This window comes from Arachidicoccus rhizosphaerae, assembly GCF_900107765.1.
Taxonomy (GTDB): domain Bacteria; phylum Bacteroidota; class Bacteroidia; order Chitinophagales; family Chitinophagaceae; genus Arachidicoccus; species Arachidicoccus rhizosphaerae.
In genome coordinates, this window is sequence record NZ_FNQY01000028.1 from 1 (window position 1) to 19366 (window position 19366).

Annotated in this window: 10 protein-coding genes and 1 rRNA gene; 4 read left to right on the plus strand and 7 right to left on the minus strand. The window is 41.7% G+C overall.

Going from position 1 to position 19366, the window contains the following annotated elements; genetic code table 11:
* Together BLU80_RS16735 and BLU80_RS16740 are read right to left on the minus strand one after the other, a co-directional pair.
* A 16S ribosomal RNA gene (locus BLU80_RS16735) occupies window positions 1–256 on the minus strand; the annotation flags it as partial.
* Window positions 257–1012: 756 nt separating this feature from the next.
* Window positions 1013–1954 carry an MBL fold metallo-hydrolase gene (locus BLU80_RS16740; RefSeq protein WP_091400779.1) on the minus strand — a complete coding sequence of 314 codons (942 nt, stop codon included), beginning with the start codon at window positions 1952–1954 and terminating at the stop codon, window positions 1013–1015.
* A gap of 176 nt (window positions 1955–2130) precedes the next feature.
* Between BLU80_RS16740 and BLU80_RS16745 the strand changes: the two genes are divergently transcribed.
* On the plus strand, window positions 2131–2775 hold the full coding sequence (locus tag BLU80_RS16745) for a hypothetical protein (RefSeq protein ID WP_091400780.1): 645 nt from the start codon (window positions 2131–2133) through the stop codon (window positions 2773–2775).
* A 76-nt stretch (window positions 2776–2851) separates the two neighbouring features.
* A complete protein-coding gene (locus BLU80_RS16750; RefSeq protein WP_091400782.1) occupies window positions 2852–3259 on the plus strand; it encodes a GNAT family N-acetyltransferase in 408 nt (135 codons plus the stop codon).
* Window positions 3260–3449: 190 nt separating this feature from the next.
* Here BLU80_RS16750 and BLU80_RS16755 read toward each other — a convergent pair whose 3' ends face one another.
* The 3 genes from BLU80_RS16755 to BLU80_RS16765 all read right to left on the minus strand — a co-directional run bounded on the left by BLU80_RS16755 (window position 3450) and on the right by BLU80_RS16765 (window position 9980).
* On the minus strand, window positions 3450–4349 hold the full coding sequence (locus tag BLU80_RS16755) for an endonuclease/exonuclease/phosphatase family protein (RefSeq protein WP_244518990.1): 900 nt from the start codon (window positions 4347–4349) through the stop codon (window positions 3450–3452).
* 556 nt (window positions 4350–4905) lie between these two features.
* A complete protein-coding gene (locus tag BLU80_RS16760; RefSeq protein ID WP_091400784.1) occupies window positions 4906–6678 on the minus strand; it encodes a RagB/SusD family nutrient uptake outer membrane protein in 1773 nt (590 codons plus the stop codon).
* A 20-nt stretch (window positions 6679–6698) separates the two neighbouring features.
* Window positions 6699–9980 (minus strand): SusC/RagA family TonB-linked outer membrane protein, encoded by a 3282-nt coding sequence (locus BLU80_RS16765; RefSeq protein WP_211481889.1) that lies wholly within the window; start codon window positions 9978–9980, stop codon window positions 6699–6701.
* Window positions 9981–10842: 862 nt separating this feature from the next.
* Between BLU80_RS16765 and BLU80_RS16775 the strand changes: the two genes are divergently transcribed.
* Window positions 10843–13155, plus strand: coding sequence for an ABC transporter permease (locus BLU80_RS16775; RefSeq protein WP_262482941.1), 2313 nt, complete (start codon window positions 10843–10845; stop codon window positions 13153–13155).
* Between the two features lie 483 nt (window positions 13156–13638).
* On the opposite strand, the gene BLU80_RS16780 is transcribed toward BLU80_RS16775, so the two are convergent.
* Window positions 13639–16140 carry a family 20 glycosylhydrolase gene (locus tag BLU80_RS16780; RefSeq protein WP_091400789.1) on the minus strand — a complete coding sequence of 834 codons (2502 nt, stop codon included), beginning with the start codon at window positions 16138–16140 and terminating at the stop codon, window positions 13639–13641.
* 307 nt (window positions 16141–16447) lie between these two features.
* Here BLU80_RS16780 and BLU80_RS16785 point away from each other — a divergent pair, with 307 nt between their 5' ends.
* Window positions 16448–17437: an NAD(P)/FAD-dependent oxidoreductase gene (locus BLU80_RS16785; RefSeq protein WP_091400791.1), complete on the plus strand. Its 990-nt coding sequence runs from the start codon at window positions 16448–16450 to the stop codon at window positions 17435–17437.
* Window positions 17438–17573: 136 nt separating this feature from the next.
* On the opposite strand, the gene BLU80_RS16790 is transcribed toward BLU80_RS16785, so the two are convergent.
* Window positions 17574–18524 (minus strand): NAD-dependent epimerase/dehydratase family protein, encoded by a 951-nt coding sequence (locus BLU80_RS16790; protein ID WP_091400792.1) that lies wholly within the window; start codon window positions 18522–18524, stop codon window positions 17574–17576.
* Window positions 18525–19366 lie beyond the last annotated feature (842 nt).

The window sequence follows — 19366 nt, forward strand, 5'->3', positions numbered from 1 at the left end:
AACTACCTAATCATACGCGCGACCATCCTTATCCACCGGAGTTTTAATATTAAAGCGATGCCACTCTAATATATTATGGGGTATTAATCCGAATTTCTTCGGGCTATCCCCCAGATAAGGGAAAGTTTCGCACGTGTTCCGCACCCGTTTGCCGGTCGTCAGCTCAAGTATTGCTACTCAACTGTTACCCCTCGACTTGCATGTATTAAGCCTGCCGCTAGCGTTCATCCTGAGCCAGGATCAAACTCTCCATTGTTAATGTGTTGTTTGAACTGACTAAATTTCTCTCGAAAATTAGGCGTCAAAATTTGTGTATTTTTTTTCAACGCTTCGTAGTGTCTTCCTTACTGTTATTTTTAATTCCTTTCAAAGATCTTTATAAAAGTATCGCTACCCTTATTTTGCTTACCTAAAGCCCTGCGACTTTTTGTAACTTCTTACCCTTATTCAACCCTTATTCACTTCAAAGCGCTTCCCGCTTTTTTGCCACTCCGTTTTCCGTCCGGTCTGTACCGTCTGGCGGAGTGCAAAGGTAGTAAGCTTTCATTTACTAACCAAATTTATTTTGAAGTTTTTTTTATTTTTTCTTTTCAGCCCTGTGTTCGCAACTTATTGTAAACCACTTGCTTGCAGAAGAAATTTATGATAAGAGCTGACCGATTCAGTGTTGTCTTTTCCGTTTCGGGATTGCAAAGGTAAGCGCTTTTTTTACTCTACCAAACTTATTTTAAAAGTTTTAAAAAACTATTTTTAAAACATCAATGTTTATCACCATTACAGAAGAAAAATAATTTTATAATGGACTGCCTGCTTTTAATCCCTTTACCGGACCTGCTGTCCGGTAAAAAGAGGCAGCATTACACGCAAACCCCTACCCCGGCTGCATTGCAGAACGAAAATGACCGGTGACGATTTGAGTGTACTGCTAACCTGCCTACATTTGGGATAAAAGCATTCCGGAAAACAAAGCAGGCTATTAGATGATTCAAACCTATTAAGATAACCTCATCCTTTATACATATAATACATCAATTTTATCTGGTGTCCCTTTTTTTGAAATATCTGTTGCTACTTTTCCATTATTCGGAACCTGCTTTTCTACCACAAGTGGTTCCCATTTATACAGTCTACCATCTAAAATAACCCTGCCTGCTCCAGGAAAGGGCAGATGACAGCTTAAGTATATAGTGCGCTCAGCAGCTCCTTCTGCAATTAATCTGGCCCTGGTCTGTTTACCGAGTTCAAAATCCGTATCAAACTGGGTCCCCCAGGCAGCAAAAGAGACCAAAGCAGGTATATGGAAAGCATCGACAGTGTGTATCAATGACTTACGCCCATCAAAGATTCTAAAAACACAGTGCCCTGGCGTGTGCCCGGGAGCAAGAATGACCTCCAGACACCCAAATAATCTATCTCCATCCTCATAAGTATTTAACCTGCCGCTGATCTCTTTAGTAAAATTTTTGGCGTTGGAGATGGAAACTTCGCTCCCTGTCTTACGCTTACTTTTTGAAAAATCTGGCTCAGGCTGCTGCCAAAATTCCAGCTCCTCTTTGCCTACATAAAAACTTGCCTCAGGAAAATTCAGTTTCCCGGCCTGATTAAAAATACCTCCCGTATGATCCTTATGGATATGAGTTATGACAATATCTGTGATTTGATCAGGACTTACACCAACTGCCTTTAGATTTTGGAGCAGCCTGCCTGCTGACGGCCCAAAATAATCCCCGGCGCCGGCGTCCAGCAGTATTTTCCGGTCTCCTTTTTCCAAATAAAGGACATTTAGATCTAGTTTTACCGAACGACCAAGGCCTCCAGCCAGTTTCAGCCCCTCTTCCACTTCTTTTCTATCTTCCTCGGGTGCAAATATGGGTTGCAGGTCTTCCATATATTTATATCCGTCATATATAATATAGCCGGTGAGCTGCCCTATATTTATTTTGATATGTTCCATAGGATAAAGTTAAGACCTTTACAATTCGGCTAAACAAAACCTTCGTACCAACCTTAGTTAAAAATTACTTCAATTTCAAAAAAGTAAAATGCGATCTTGTTTTTCAATTTATTCAATCCGGTGCATGGCGGCAAAATCTAATTCAAAACACTTATCTTTAATAAAATTGCAAAGCAATGACAAAGGCATCTTTTTACCTCACGTTGTTTTTGATAAGCACAAACCTTATTCAGGCACAAAAAATACAACCCGACATCAGATCAAATGAAAACTTTATTACGGTAAACCGGCAACTCAGTATCAATAAGCAAGAAAATAATCCCATTATTTACCTAAATGCAAAGCAGGGGCCGGGAATTGCCTGGATTAAAGACATTGATTTTTCTTTTGGCACCATTGAATTTGATATAAAAGGCAAAAACATACCGCAGGAATGCTTTATAGGCCTGGCTTACCACGGTTTAAATGACAGCACTTATGATGCCATCTATTTCCGTCCCTTTAATTTTAACGCCAAAGATACCCTTTCTCATAGTCATGCAATTCAATATATATCTATGCCTAAATATGATTGGTATAATCTGCGGAAAACATTTAAAGGAATATTCGAGAACTCGTTAAACCAAAATATTGATCCAGACGCCTGGTTTCATGTAAAAATAAATCTAACAGCAGGGCATACCTCGGTTTATGTAAACAATAACCCTGCCCCATGCCTTACCCTTAGGCCGCTTAATAAAAACAGTCATGGGAAATTGGGCTTTTGGGTGGGTAATGGTTCCGACGGCTATTTTTCCAATGTATACCTGGAAAAAAATTAATCAATACTCAGTGTTTGTCAAAAATATTTGGCCGATAACCTGATTTCCCTCTTTTATTTTAATCAAAGCATATCCTATGAATATCATCCTTTCTGAAACCAGAAAAATCAATAAAGCCGATATTATACAACTATACAAAGCCAATAGTTGGAGTGCAGCACAAAAGCCTGAAGCGCTATATAATGGCTTGATGAATGCACACGCTCTAATTTCCGCATGGGATGACGACCAGTTAATTGGCCTAGGCAACGCGATTTCAGATGGCCATCTGGTTGTTTATTACCCACATCTGTTAGTGCACCCTGCATACCAAAGGCACGGAGTTGGCCAGCAGATAATGATTAAATTACAGGAAAAATATACCGGTTTCCACATGCAGATATTAACAGCTGATAACAAGGCCATTAATTTTTATAAAAAAATGGGATTTACGCGGGCGGGCAGTACAATTCCCATGTGGATTTATAAAGGAAAAGAACATTAATTAAAGATTGACAGTCTAGGGCAAATAATCACCCATTACGTAAATCAACTTACTATTGAATCTTTACAACCTTATGCTAAATCAGCCCGCTAAAATGCGGGCCGATTTGTTTATATTCACTGACTATATGTTCAATTAAAATGCCGGTTATCATTATTGTATAATGATAAATACAATTTTTATCCCTTATCTACTTTAACGTAAGCACCGCCAAAATAGGACAATGATCTGCCGGGAACTTTAATTTACCATACGTATCGCTTAGAACCCCCCATTTGCCTACGGTAAACTCTTTGGAGCAAAATATATGGTCGATAAACTCACCGTCTTCATATTTACCAAACTCGTTAAAGGAGCCTCTGGGAGTGTATGGATCTTTGGCTAGCAGATAGCTATCTTCAAGTTTTTCAGATGCTTCCAGTGTTTTATACCAACTGGTCGTATTGCCGCCATTGATATCCCCAACCATAATAACTGGCTGGGTCCCGGCTATTTCTTTAATCTTTTTCAGCATCAGCAGACTGCTTTGATTACGGGCATAATCCTTTTCATAATCATAATGCGCATTAAAGACATAAAAGCTTTTTTTTGAGGATTTTGCCTCCAGCTTCACCCAACTGCAAATCCTGTTGCAACATGGAGCGTCCCAGCTTTTGGAAGGCACATCCGGAGTGGCTGACAACCAGAAATCACCTTTATCAAGCACCTTAAACTTATCTTTTCTATAGAAAATAGATTCATGCTCACCGGCCAACTTCCCGTCGTCTCTTCCGATACCATAATAAGCATATCCCGGCAATGCCGACTGGAGCGTCTCCAGTTGATGTTCCAGCGCTTCCTGCACACCAAATATGTCAAATTCATGGAATTTGACCAGCGCTGCAACATGGCCTACCCTATCCTTCCAAAGATTACCGGTATCATAAGTATTTTCATTGCGTATATTGTAACTGGCAATCCGCATGGTCTGCGCCTGCAATTTGGGGATTGCCGTCAAAAACAGAGCGCACGTGATTAACCCCGTGGAAATTTTAATTATTTTTACTAACCGACGACTGACGCTTTTGACGCCAAGATTTTTCTGATACATTTATTTAGATTTTATTGATTCAGATCGGAGATAATAGCCTATACTTTAATTCCAGTTTTTTTACCAAACCCGGTGTCTCTGCTACCTGGTTCAAAAAACTTTTTGTTCAATAAACCATTGCAGCAGCTACCCGGCAATTAAAGGTAGTTAAAGAATCTTAAAGACACAGGCCCAACCATGGTATTTAGTTTCTGTTTAGATTTGATAGCCCTGAGCTGCCCGCCTCAGAATAATTTCAAAATATTTCTGATTTTGCGCTCAGGCCATTTAAATGGCGGGGACCAGCTGACAGTGCTGGTCCCCGCTGACGACAACTGATTTTACCATACTTTTTATTGAGAAACATTTGCCGGTTATTTATTAAAAGCTCGCTAACTGCCACTAACAATACCGGTAAATTTTAATCCAAACCTTCAAACAATGCTTAATTTAAAAGTAGAGTAAATCAATCATCTCACTTAAACCAAATACTAAACAATAAACATTAACCCAAACTTACAAACATCTTTATATCTTTAATGCTTACCATTCATTAAGCTGAACCTTTTTGACTTACTTATTCTTCCCAGCCTGGATTTTGAACAAGGTTGGGATTTACCTGCAGATCGGCATAAGGAATAGGATATAAATACTGATAATCATGCCACTTCCTGGAAATATTATCCAACCAGTGCAACTCCCCTTTGCTACCTCCTGAAAGTGTTTGCGGTTGCTTAGAAACATCTATATAAGTCACCCCGCTTACTTTAGAAGATGGCGCAGTTGTATAGAATGCTACATCCAAGATGCCATCTCCGTTTAAATCCAGCGGCGTATTCAGGGCCGGTACATAAAATCCGTTCCATGGAAGTTCCAGAAGTTCCCCATGTTTCCAACGAATCAAATCCTCCATTCTGAATCCTTCCAGGCAGAGTTCGGTACCTCTTTCTCTTCGGATTTCCATAATTGACGGATCAGTAATATCAGAAAAATAGGTCTTTTTCATATAAGGGTCAACAACAGTCGGCTTACTATCGATACCACCAGTAATGCCTGCTCTGGCACGAAGTGCTCCTACCGTTAATTTCCAGTCAGCATCCGTCAATGTACCCAGCTCCGCCTTCGCTTCTGCGTAGTTAAGCAGAATCTCTGCATACCGCATCAGTGAGACGGAATTGGTATTTAAGGATCCTCCATCATAATACATATCGTCCAGCGTCCATTTAATGGGCATATAACCGGTATAAGTATAAGAAAAGACCGGAGGACCGGGAATTTTTGTTCCACCGGAAGTCCTTTGATAATCTCCCATACGAATGGTCTGCTTCAGCCTTAAATCCCGGTTTTTAACTTCAGAGGCAAAAACCATGGTATCATGCCCTGCCACATCTGTAAACGGTGTGCCGTCCTGCATTAAATACGTATTAATAAAGGTCCTTGTAAAGCTAAAACGGCTTCCATAGGTCGCACTGGTAAAATACCAGTTACCATCATTATATTTCGCGAGTGCTACACTGCTCACATCGGCTAACATAATCTCTGAACTGATAGGCGCCTCGCTGATAAACAGGCTACGGTAAGGCTGATCACCTGCCGTATTCAAACTATAAACACCACTCTGAATAACAGAATCTGCAGCTGCAGCCGCCATTTTCAGGTAAGTATCCGCCGTACTCTGTAAATTATAACTAGTCTGGTATTTCCTAAAAGTACCGGCAAACAGACACACCCTGGATTTGAAGCCCCAAACTACAGTCTTTGTAATCTGACTTCTTGTGCCATCCGACATCTCTGTCATATTGGCCGCTGCGTAGTCCAGATCAGCAATAATAGAATCCATAATGACTGTCCGGCTGTCCCGGCCTTTATACAATAAGGCAGTATCACTTACATCCAGTGGCTTGTTATACCATGGCACATCCCCGAATCTTAGCAGTTTCTGGAAATAGAAGTACGCTCTGAAAAACCGGGCCAGCCCCATATAGTTATTACGAATTTCTTCGGACACCGAGGGATCTGTGTTATTTTGAATAAAATAATTCACATTACGCAGGTCCGTCCAGGACCAGCCGCTTCCTTCTCTGGAAGAATAAGCTCCTTCTCTGATATAATCCGGAACACTGCTGGTTGCCCCAAAATCAGATAAAGAACAGTCTGTTCTGAAAACATCGCTAATCCCGGGCAGCATATTGTAAAATGAAAGACTGTAGAGCTTCAGACCATCTTCGCTGCTAAAAACAGCATCTTTTGTTGCGGTACTTACTGCCGTCTGGTCCAGTTGCTTGGTGCAGCTGACACCCAGGACCAACAGACTCAGAAAGGACAGATATATAAATATTTTTGATTTCATCATTAAAAATTTAGGGAGCTTTAAAAATTAACACTCAGACCCAGGGTCAGACTTTTAAGAATCGGATAATTGTTACCATTACCACTGGAACCACTGGTCAGCACCTGATCAGATCCGTGAATACCTTCAATATCGAGAGCTTTGGTATGCTTATACAACGGGGAGGCACTCCAGAGGTTTTCACCAGACAAATAAATCTTGGCACTCTGGATGCGCATCCGCTTCATCCATTCTTTGGGCAGATTATAACCAATCTGCGCATTTTTGAGTCGGATATAACGGACATTTTGCAAGTACTTAGTCTGCGTTGCATGGAGTTCTCCTGAACCGTTTTGGGCAACATAACCTCTGTACCTGGGGAAATAGGCATCCGGATTGCTTTCAGACCAGATATCATCCAGCTGGGATTTGAAAACATAGTTATAAGGCCTGTTATATTGTCCCCAGAACACATCTGCTTCACCGCCTGGCCACCAATCCTGTTTAAGCACACCCTGGAAAAACAAACTCACATAAAACCCTGCATAGTCACCGGAAAGGGTAATCCCAAAATTGTAACGAGGTGTGGTGTTACCGATTACTTTCATATCTCCCGGATTATCTACTGTATTATCTCCGTCATTAATTACCCCATCGCCATTCAGATCTTTAAATTTAATATCTCCCGGCAACCAGGTTCCTGAGTTGGAGGCTTTAAATAATGCCTGAGCAGCCTTGGCCTCCCCTACATTATCAGCCGTCCAGTAACCATCCGTCACATATCCCCATATTTCTCCCACCTTCTCACCGGCATAATAATCAGATAACTTTCTGGTCTCATTATTATACTTATCAATGGTAGCTGTGTAATCACTCATCCACAGACCAATACTATAACCAAAGGGTCTGTCATGTAAATTAAAAGCATCTGCCCAGGTAACGGAAGCTTCCCATCCTTTCGTGGTCATGTCCGCATAGTTACCTTTTGGCACGGTAGCCCCGAAGACGGCCGGCAAAGTCTGCCCCACTGTAAACATATTGGTGGTCTTTCTTGTATAGATATCTCCTGTAATATTCAGGCGATTGCTTAAAAGCGATGCATCCAGACCCAGATCAGCGGTAGTGGCCGTTTCCCAGGTAAGTCCATCAGGTATAACGCCCGGAGCACTGGTATACTGCCCTAACACACCATTTATAACTCTTCCGGACTGACTGATATTAAAGCGCTCCTGATAATTATAGGAGGCAATATTCCCATTACCTAATGAACCATAGGAGGCCCTGATTTTTAAATCGGAAATGGCTTTAGGAGATATATGCCAGAAAGATTCTTTGGACAGACGCCAGCCGGCAGAAGCAGACGGGAAAAACGCAAATTGCTGGTCACTTGGAAACTTACTTGAACCATCATAACGACCGTCCAGTTCTAAAAGATACCGATCCTTATAAGAATAGTTCAACCGGTAAAAGCCCCCTAGAATAGCCCATTTTTCATAGCCTCCTCCAGTTGTTATACTCTGTCCGAGGGCCAGGTTCAAATCCGTTGCATTGGCATAAATCAGGCCGTTTCTGCCGGCTGAAAAAGCATTATAGACGGACTGCTCATAGTTATACCCTACCATCGCTTTTAAATAATGATCCCCCAAATGGGTTTCATAGTCCGCATAGATATTGGTGGCCAGATAATCTGTTTTATACTGATCCTGACTTAAGTCATTATAAGCAGTACCTACATAAGCAGTAACACCCTCTACTGAACTGTAAGGCACCTGTACTCGAATCTGTTTTTGGTCCTCTCTGGTATTTTCAAAGGTTAAATCACCTCTGACATGTAGTTTATCCTGCATAAATGCAGCCACAAAACCTGAGGTATTACGAATCACTGTTTTATTCATATCAATACCATTCTTACCATAAACAAAATCTCCGACCGTATAGGCGGCTGAGAAGGTAAGACTGCCATCAGGGTTAAAAAGCATGGAGGAAGGATGCCCTTCATCTGCCAGGTTACGCCAGATACTGCCCCCTTCCCCTACATTGAGCGGGTTATGGTAATACCTGCTGGAGAACTGAAAATTATCGGTAATCTGTAACCAGGGTAATACCTGAACCGTTCCTTTACCTGTCAGGTTATAAAGGTGATAGTCATCAGAGTTGTACCTGAACAGCCCCCCCTGACCATAATAACGCCCGGTCAGATAAAAACTGGTCTTTTCACTGCTCCCAGAAATGGACAGATTCTGACTGGTAGCACCCAGATGATCTTTATAGAGCAGGTCATACCAGTTGGTATTGCCATAATAGACATAATTGCCATTTTGATCTGTTTCAACCTTGGGCAGGGACGGATCATCATTGCGTTTTTTATATTCCTGCAAATAAGCTTCAGAGAATGGCTGTGTTTTATTGATATTCTGCGCAGTCTGGGCATAGTCATTCCATGCGCTCCAGGCAGAGTCAAACATGGTGGCATACACATAACCGTTATCCACGATATCTGGCACTACCGTCGGTTTTTTAGAAGAATAATCCGAGCTGTAATTGATGCTTACCCGGTCTTTTTTAGGGGTTTTGGTAGTAATCAATACCACTCCGTAAGCAGCCCTTGCACCGTAAATAGCGGAAGAGGCCGCATCCTTTAACACCGTTACAGAGGCAACATCATTAGGGTTTAATAAACTTGGATCACCCTGGACTCCGTCAATTAATACCAGGGCGCTTCCTCCCTGTCCTATGGAAGTATTACCACGGACATTAAAAGTAGGCGATTGAGTAGGCTTCCCATCCTGAGGAACCAGGTTCAGGTTAGGTACCATCCCCTGAAGCCCCTGGCTGATATTGGGCAGCGACCTGTCTTCCAGCACCTTACCACTGACCTGAGCTACCGCCCCGGTCAGATTGGCCTTTTTCTGTTTACCATACCCAACGACCACCACTTCTTCCAAATTGTTATTATCGGCCGACAATACAATATCCAGATGCACCGTACTGTCTGCTGTAAAAGGTATATCAGAGATAACCGAAGGCTTAAATCCTATAAACTGTGTTCTAACCTTATAGGTATCTTTTGGTACATCATAAAAATCAAAGCGCCCGGAAGGATCCGCAACCAGCTGTTTATGAAATGAACTGTCCAGGTTATACAAAATAACGGTGGCACCGCCCACTGTTGCTCCAATATCGCTTTTTACCTGGCCTTCAATGCCTGCCTTACCTCCTGACTGCGCCTGGAGCTTGTCTGGCCGGATTAGCCAAAGACAGCCTCCCAGCAAAGCCCAGGCAGATAGTTTTTTCAGACCTGCCATACCCAAACTGTTTTTCATACTGCTTTTCGTTTAAAGTGTTAGTGTATTATGATTAAGTGTTTTATTAATTCAGGTATTTCCTTGAATACATTGTAATGCACGCAAAAACCTTTTTTCATTTTATGAATAATGAGGGGCAATATTCTGATTCTAATGTAACCCAGGCGTTTCCTCAATATCAACAAAATGTTAAGTCCGACATATTTTTTAAGGATAAAAAGAACGCTTCCTCCATTTGTTGTCTAAAATGGCATTATTTAACAGTTACCTCATCATTTAGCATCGCTCGCCCTTTCGCTAACCGTCGACCTGTACCGGGACACCTGCTTTATCTCTTGCAGAAGCCTTGGCTAATCAAGTGCGCTGATTTCTTAAAAGTTTCATTCGCAATATTTATAGGTCACTTTATCTTACATTAACCCCCATTTTTGTTTTATTTATTTTCGTTATTAGCGATAAAAAGGACAAAATCGCATAATTTCAAAAGAAAAATGAAATAAAATAGTGATTAACCGGACAATTCCGGCTCGTTGATTAAAAACGGATTAGACTGCGCTGCAGGCTTTATGCAGCAGTGGCAAAACGGATAACTGGGAACTGTACGATTTTTACATAAATGTCCGTATTCGGACAGTCTGTATACTTAAATGGATTTAGTTTTTACTGAAAACCAACAATTTATAAAACGGCATAATCGTAGATGGGCAAGAAAACGCCGGTCATTTTTAAAGAAAAGGAGTTGTAAGGCTGGCTTTAAAAAAGAATATACTTTTATTAAAATAATATTGATTTTTATCCAGCAATAAAAACGCATGCTAAAACAATATATAAAGTTAGCTTTCAGATCTATTAGATTGAACCGCACTTTAGTCTGATTAATATTTTAGGATTGGCTGTCGGACTAGCTGCCGGCATTATTTTATTAATATGGGTAAATCAGCAATTAAGCTTCAATCGCTTCCATACAAAAGCGGACCGGATCTATCAATTAAATGCCAGTTTTACTTCAGATGGGCAGCAGACGACTTTTAAAAATGTTCCTGGCGCTGTCGGCTATATGGCCAAAAGCCTGAAAGAGGTGCAGGTCATACAACGTATTTATGAAAAAAACGATCAAACACTCTCTATACCTCAAAATAATAGAATCTTTGATGGAATACAACTGGGTTATATAGACAGTAATTTCTTAAAAATATTTGATTTTAAATTGCTAAAGGGACAAAAAAGCGCCTTATTACCTCAAATCCATACGATTGCCCTTACTGAAGAGGCGGCCCATAAGTTATTTGGGAACCAAGACCCGCTCCAACAAATCGTCGAATTTCAGGGAAAAGCATTTACGGTTTCTGCTGTTTTGCAGAATTTTCCCGATAATTCATCCCTTCATTATGATGCCTTGCTTCCCATGGCTTATTATGAAGAACAGTTTAAAACGGTTCAGGGTAGTAATAACCAGCAAGGTATTGATCAAAATATCAATCTGTATTCTTTTACCACTTTTCTGTTAATAAAGAACCCGGCTGATGCTGCTATGGTTGGGCAAGAACTCACCCAGGCATTTAGCAACGAAGAAACATCTGCCGATGTCCATATAAATTTGCAGAATATCAGGCAGGTTCATCTCATTACAGCTGATGGCAATGACGCGGCTTTACAAATGGTGCATATCATGCTGACTATTGCTTTGACGATTCTTTTAATTGCGGGCATCAATTATATCAATCTGTCAACTGCCAGAGCACTTGGCAAATCCAGACAGGTAGCGGTCAAAAAAATAATGGGTGCCAGACGACACCATCTATTTTTACAATATATCGTAGAAAGTACCGTTATTTTTGTTACGGCCTTTTTGCTGGCGCTACTCATTATAGGGCTGACGCAGTCATTTACCAGATCCGTTACGGGCTTATCTATATTTGCCCAGCTTACTCGTCCAAATACCTGGTGGTTGATTATCCTTGCCGCTATCTGCACTTTATTTGTTGCCAGTATCTATCCGGCTTTATCCGCCTCTAATCCACACCCGGTCCAGGCTCTGAACGGGACAAGTAAAGCAGGCGGCCGAAGCCCGGCCGCTTTACTCAAAAAAGCATTGATTATATTTCAATTTGGAATTTCCTTTGCACTGGTGGCAACGGCTCTTTTGATGCACCGGCAAATGGATTTCATCCGGCAAAAAGACCTGGGTTATAACAAAGATTTTGTATTGGTTACACGGGTGCCACCCTCTGCCCTCGCCCATGTAGCGCAAATAAAGGCAGCATTAAGCCATTTCCCGGCGATTAAAAGCGCTGGCTTTGCGGGCGCGCCTGACCCTTCTGATATCCGCGACAATACGGGCCATATCCAATGGCCCGGTCAGCCTGATAATACGCTGATGATGATCGGTGACTTACAGGTAGACCAAAGTTTTATACCGACCCTTCAATATCAATTATTGGAAGGACATAATTTTCGGGGAGATAGCTCCGATCAGCATCAATATATCCTAAATCAAACGGCTGTAACACAAATGAGACTCAAACCGCCCTATATTGGCCAAAAAATCAGTTTTCATGAAAGGCCCGGAGAAATCATTGGAGTATTGAAAGATTTTAATTTTAAGCCGCTGAACGAAAAAATAGCACCATTTATATTATATACGAATCAAGTTCCCCCCTCTTATCTGTATATACGGGCTAATGGCCAGCAGCTGGATCTAGCCATTAAAGACGTAAAAACAGTCTATGAACGCTACGCCGGTAACAGACCTTTCAAATATGACTTTCTGGACGACAAAGCGGCTTCCCATTACAGCACGCAATATAGAACCAATCAACTCTTTAATCTGTTTTCCGGCATAGCCATTTTTCTATCCTGCATGGGCTTATTTGGCTTAATTTCTTTTTCAGTACAGGCCAGAATTAAGGAAATTGCCATGAGAAAAGTACTGGGTGCCAGTCCCCGGAGTCTTTTAAAACTACTCAGTCAGGACTTTCTTGCACTTGTTATAATAGGTAGTATCTTATTTGCGCCTTTAACCTATTGGTGGATCAACCACTGGCTACAGGATTTTGCCTATAAAATAACCTTTAGCAACTGGATTTTCGTTATTGGATTTGGGGTGATACTTCTTGTCGCTATACTCACAATCGGACTTAAGGTCGTAACTGCCATAAAAGCGAATCCGACACAACATTTAAAAAGCGAATAAAATGATTTTTCAACTTTCCCTGCGTCCGCACCAGATTTTAAACCGACTTGGTGTAATATAATATTTGGTAAAGTTGTGTTCATGCAGACTAGCTAGTTCATCAACTTCAGCATCGATAAAACTTAAAGGGTTGCTTAGAGGTATTTTTGCGGCATATGCATTCATTACAGGCTGGGCAGTAGATAGAGTTAATCCTTCATACCTAATTTGAGAAACCCATTGTCTAAAATCGGCTCAATATTGTATTGTAAAGCAATCAGGCTCACCCCAATACTTGTCTTTGAATCTCATGAACTGATTTTAGGTGACGCATTCTGTCACGATTAATGTGTAAATACATGACAAAATTGGGAAAAAAATCCTGATCTGCTAACTACATCAACCTTTTGATAGAGAAAGGAGACCAGGATTTATCCAAACCTTCTTTTAGTGTTCCAGAATCTTGAACTTAAAATATGCGCGCCTTCATAACAGGAGACCATTTTATTTTAATGCTTCGATTTCACCGGCAGCTAACGCTTTATTGTAAATAGTGAGCCCGGTAATTTTACCGTTAAATCCACCCAGCTGTCTGAGCGGGAATACCAGGGTTTCGATTTTACGCATCTTGGTTTTATCTTTGTCATCATATTGAATAAAATGATTATACAAGCTATCTGTTGCTTTTCCATCCACAAATAAGGCAGTGCCTTTATTGGTACCTGTCACCACAATGTGTACCCATTTATTGGTCGGGACTGTATAATTGAAACTCAAATCATATCCTTCTCTGCTAAAGCCCAGTTGTCCTGTACCTTTTTGGTTTAATACCACGGATGCATGAGCGCTTGAAAATATAGTCTCAGACTGGACTTTACCGGTTTTTTGGGCATCCGCTGAACGGTACAGATAAAAAGAGATGGTATAATCATAGCCAATCTCTTCCTGACTGAGTATTATTTTATCCTTGGGATTTTTAAATACCCAGCTACTTTTAAGTGCAGTACCTGTAAGAACAGAAACTTTTCTATCCTGACTGCTGAGTTTTTCCTTGAAAACCCCTTTAATTCCTTTTGAACTGATGTCTCCCAGCCAGTCTTTTTTAATCGGAACATCCAATCCCTTGCCGTTCTGATAGGTTCCCATTCTGCCGCTTAGATTCAGGCCAGGGCCTTCTGTTATGTAAAGTCGCTGGTTGTCAAAACTTTTAAAGTCCATGGCTTTCTGCTCACCACCCCACATTTTCTGACTCAGAACCTGCAGCGCCGGAAATACTCTGTCCGTAACATCCTGTTCTGTAATGCCATTGCCGACAATATCATTCCACACTGCAAAAGCTCCGCCGATGATACCGGTATCTCCTGGCTCAAAACGGACACTACCTACCTGTGCCGGTGTCCAGTGGTCATATAAATGAGACAGGTTCAGGTAATCATAGTAATAACCGGCTGCAGGTACAATATAAAGCCAGCCGTCGGGTGTACTAATCTGAGGGTAGCCTAATTTTTTCATTTCCCTGGGTTCTGCATAACCGTTATACCAGGTGTTCATGGTTACCCCTTTTACCCGGACCGGCGTGTTTCCCTGAGCCCAGGTTAAGGCTCCCCATAATCTGACCTGCTTGCCATAGTCCTGTACCCAGCCAATTACCCTGTCCGTAAATCCTCTGAAAGCCTCGGCTTCTGCCTTGGCATATTCGTCCGTTCCTATATCCACCACCGGACCGGTAAAAACCGGGTTTTCTCCTTCCAGGTATTCTTTAAAAATATTATGTACCACGGTATCTGTTAGCGGATTATGTAAATCCAGGTGATCCATGCCGTATTTTTTGCTGCCAATATCCGGAACTGCATGAGTGAGTGCCAGGGCATGTGCCGGTACATCAATTTCGGGGACTATTAAAACACCATACTGGCGCCCCAAAGCCTGCAGTTCCCTGAATTCCTGTTTGGAATAGTGACCGTCCTTAGAGGTCAGTCCCGGATAAGTATCATTTTCCAGTCTGAAGGCCGCATAGGTGCTGTCCCAATTTTCCCCAAAATATTTTTTAAAGCCATTATCATTTAAGTGCACCTGTAAATCATTCATCTTATAATAAGACAACATTTTCACGTATTTACGTAAGAAGTCCATAGAGAAAAACTTACGACCGACATCCAATACCAGACCTCTGACTTTATAGGTAGGATAATCCACAGCCAGGCCCTGCGGTATCTCTTTATGTTGTTCCAGTAATTGTAATAAGGTCCTGGTCCCCCAAAAGAGTCCTTTATAGGCAGGTGCCGTTATTTTTAGCACATCCGTTACCTCCAGCTGATACCCTTCCTCACCCAGTCTTGGCTGAGTGCCATTTAATTCCAGATATATATCTGAATTTCCGGGGTTGCCAATTTTAATAGTCGGCCGCAGACCTGTAGTTTGTTCAATTTCTTGTTGCAGCTGGCTGGCCAGTGGGCTTAAAGTTTCCTTTTCACTGATCGGCAATACTATTTTTGACCTTGCAGATAACAGATAAAAACCTTGTCCTCCCTTCCAGGCCTTCAGTGCAGGTATCACGAAAGGAGCTGTTTGATTAAAAGCGATGCCGGATTGTACTTTTTGTGCAATTTCAGCAGCCGGTGGCACAACCACCGTTTTGGAAAGATCTAAAGCAAAACCGGAGTCCTTATCGTCCATCAATTGGTAATACAAGCAAACCGTTGTTTGTGCAATTGGAGCGTAAACCCTTCCCTGCTGGGTAATAACAGGCAAATGATCAGAGCCTTTAAAAACCAGATGATACCCCTCAGGGCTGGTCGGAAGGATTAATGAAGCACCTTTATTTCCCGCAGCTGCAAGTTCCGCCTGGGAAGGCAGTCTCACCTCCCCCACTTCTTTAAGCAACGCAGCGGTATCTCTGTGTAGGTTTTGCGCCTGAAGTCCGGTGCTGCCAATACTCAACATTCCCATACCGGCAAAAAGCAGACAGCTTCTTAAGGCTCTTTTTTTAATTTTATCAAAAGTCATGAATACGAATTAGATTTTAGTTTTATAAGGGTGATCTCAATCCAGGTGAAAAATACAGAAAGAAAACGAATAATCCACACGCAACCGTTTGCAATTTATGTCCGACATAATATTTTATAAATAAACCAGCATATCACTCCCGACATCTCTGACAGTCATTATGAAATGGTTTTGCTGGCATCAACTCATTAAATGAAAGAGTCATTCAAAAAAAAAATCAATTTTTTAAATATTTTATCTTTTGCAACATTGTTGCAATTGTAAAATTCTTGCTATCTTTGCATTTTCTGACTTTTATTATTACATCATGAATCAAGTACCGGATAATTCTCAACGTACCACCTCCAAGGCCTCTAACAGCACTGTCAATAACACGCATGAGGTCATCATCATTGGGGGCAGTTATAGCGGCATGCAGGCGGCTCTGACACTGGGCAGAGCGCTAAGACAGGTTTTAATTATTGATGCAGGTAAACCCTGCAACCGGTTTGCGCCACAGGCGCATAATCTACTAGGTAGTGAAGGCACGCCTCCGGCTGAATTACATCAAAATGCCAGAAAACAAATTGCGGCCTATCCCGGCATACAGCTTTTAGAGGACCAGGTGGTAAATGTTTATAAGCAACAAGATACCTTTATCATTCATACAGCTAGCGGGCAGCGGTATAGCACAGCTTTCCTGGTAATGGCCGCCGGGTTGCAGGATATACTACCTGACATTGACGGGGTGTGGGAATGCTGGGGGAAATCCATCATCCATTGCCCCTACTGCCATGGATACGAATTTAAAGGCGCCAGAACAGCCCTTTTGATATCATCAGACAGGGATTTACATATGGTCAGCATGCTGAAACAATGGACGCCGCAACTCCAGGTCATTGTAACTGATGAGCGTAGTCTAAGCGCCCCCAGCCTTTCTTTTTTAAGGCGAGAAAAAATAAGTCTGATCCAGGGCCGGTTGACCGCAGTAAAACATGAGGACGGACAACTGCAATCCATCTCTTTAAAAGATGCTACAGGAAAGATAAATACGATTTATTTAGAGGTCCTGTATATACTCCCTCAGATAAAACAAAGTCTGGATCTGCAGGCAACCCTGGGCTATCAGCTGACCGATAGCGGCCACATTAAAGTAGATGAAGGCAGACGAACAAACATTCCCGGCTTATACGCAGTCGGAGATAACAGTTCCAGGTTCAGATCCCTGTCCCAGGCCATTGCCTCCGGCATGGCAGCAGGAGCCATGATTAATTTTGACCTGATTCAGAAAACAAGACCCTTACCGGTTGTTCATTAAAAAGCTGCCCTGACAGGATTTACCTACCAGGGCAGCATATATCTATTGTAAAACGAAGCCTCTTATAAACCGGGCGGATGATTCCACCCGGTTTATTATATAATCTGTTACAGTCCCGCCCATTAAGGAGCAAGGGCTATGCTGCCCCATAGTCCAATAAAGTGCCAGGTTCTGAACGGATTATTTCTTTTATGCCATCTTCATAACTGGTCGGCTGAAAGGCAAATCTCTTTTCAAACTTGTCACTGTTAAAGACATAATCTTTATCATATTGATAGAGCATCTCTCTTGACTCCCGCATGACCGGTATAAAGACCCCCAGAATACTGGTCAATGTTTTGCCCACGATGCGTTTTCGGGGTTTCACCCCTAATTCTTCAGCCACCATTTCAATCCACTGTCTGCCGGAAGGAGGATTTTTCGCGGTGGGCAGATGCCAGGTATGTCCGAAAGCCTCCGGGCAATTGCCCAGCAGTGCTGTAGCACTGGCTGCATCCACCGTATAGGTAAAGCTATGACGATAATGGTCACTCACCAGCCAGTTAGCCGACTTGCCATTTTTAAGAGGCCGGATAACCATTTCGTTTAAAATACTGTTTTTAACACCCGGTCCGTAAAAATCAGCACAACGGGCAATCAGCGCATTCAAGCCATCTTTTTTCACCCCGTTCCAGATCATCTCTATGAGCTGTGCCCTGACTTTTCCTTTCCTGCTGGATGGATCTATCCGGTGCGTTTCCATAATTTGGTTCAGGTTGTCCCCTTCATACATATAGATATTATCAAAAAAAACCAGTCGGCTCTTATGTTGGATACAGGCCGCTATTACGTTTTCCATAATAACCGGCCAGTCTCTTTGCCAGATCTTATAAACATAAGGCAGACCGGCGGTCAGATAAACCACGTCTGTCCCCTCGACTGCCCTGATAACAGCATCTCGGTCTGTCAGATCTGCTTTAAAAAGCAGATCATTCGGGCCTACTTTTCTGGGATTTCTGCTGACCAGACGAATCTCTCTGGTATAAATCCTGAGTGCTTTTGCCAGTTCCGTACCAATGGCACCACCAGCTCCTAAAATTGCCTGCATGACTACTAAATTTTAAAACTTATAACCCAATAAATACATTAAGAAATTGTGTTGCCTTTCTACCTACGTTTTCCATTACTAAAATGATGATCCAAATAACCGGCATACACTTAAAACAGTTATCCTGCAAAAAGCGCTACACCATCCCGCACCTCCATTAATAAATTCGGCATTTATTCAACTTTATAAAATCGTAAATTTATAATTGACTTAGGAGAAACGACTCCATGTAATGAACATAAGGATTGGCTTTAAGCCTACATATTTTTCACATTCCTGCATCTGCCTAAATCTCAGACAATCAATTCAACCAAACAAATGCACAATCTATTTCCACTTACGGGATGAAAACCGGTCTTACCGGTTATTCCTATCCGCCTCATTCATTTCTGCCCACAACCTCGCCGTCCAAATAGGGAAAATCGCCCATAACAGGTCACAATACTATTATGTATGATTTAAAAACTTCTTAATTCCGCGATAAGTGTCTGATAACTTTGAATTCAGCACCTTTGTTTAAATCGCAAAACACTACTCCTGTAATAATAAGTCTTGTAGGTTCACAAAACTGTCCTAAGTGGAGCAAAACATTTCTTTTCAATAGTAAGAAAGGCTCCTGGAATTGCATTATCTCCCTCATTTGTGGAGTAAAAGTAATGACAGTTAAATTCATAAAAAACCTTTTATTCTTGTATTCGGTAAACCGTATTCTTGCATAGGTAAATAACGCTAACCGGTAGGAAAATCTCACACAGTCAGCTTTAGAAATCCATTAATCACGCAGGCCATTTATCCTTTCAACAGGCCAGTCATAGATAATACAATTAATAATTACAGGCCTT

Excerpts from the sequence above, each read along its gene's own strand:
- BLU80_RS16740 (WP_091400779.1), bottom strand. The coding sequence starts at position 1,954 with ATGGAACATATCAAAATAAATATAGGGCAGCTCACCGGCTATATTATA.
- BLU80_RS16745 (WP_091400780.1), top strand. The coding sequence starts at position 2,131 with ATGACAAAGGCATCTTTTTACCTCACGTTGTTTTTGATAAGCACAAAC.
- BLU80_RS16750 (WP_091400782.1), top strand. The coding sequence starts at position 2,852 with ATGAATATCATCCTTTCTGAAACCAGAAAAATCAATAAAGCCGATATT.
- BLU80_RS16755 (WP_244518990.1), bottom strand. The coding sequence starts at position 4,349 with ATGTATCAGAAAAATCTTGGCGTCAAAAGCGTCAGTCGTCGGTTAGTA.
- BLU80_RS16760 (WP_091400784.1), bottom strand. The coding sequence starts at position 6,678 with ATGAAATCAAAAATATTTATATATCTGTCCTTTCTGAGTCTGTTGGTC.
- BLU80_RS16765 (WP_211481889.1), bottom strand. The coding sequence starts at position 9,980 with ATGAAAAACAGTTTGGGTATGGCAGGTCTGAAAAAACTATCTGCCTGG.
- BLU80_RS16780 (WP_091400789.1), bottom strand. The coding sequence starts at position 16,140 with ATGACTTTTGATAAAATTAAAAAAAGAGCCTTAAGAAGCTGTCTGCTT.
- BLU80_RS16785 (WP_091400791.1), top strand. The coding sequence starts at position 16,448 with ATGAATCAAGTACCGGATAATTCTCAACGTACCACCTCCAAGGCCTCT.
- BLU80_RS16790 (WP_091400792.1), bottom strand. The coding sequence starts at position 18,524 with ATGCAGGCAATTTTAGGAGCTGGTGGTGCCATTGGTACGGAACTGGCA.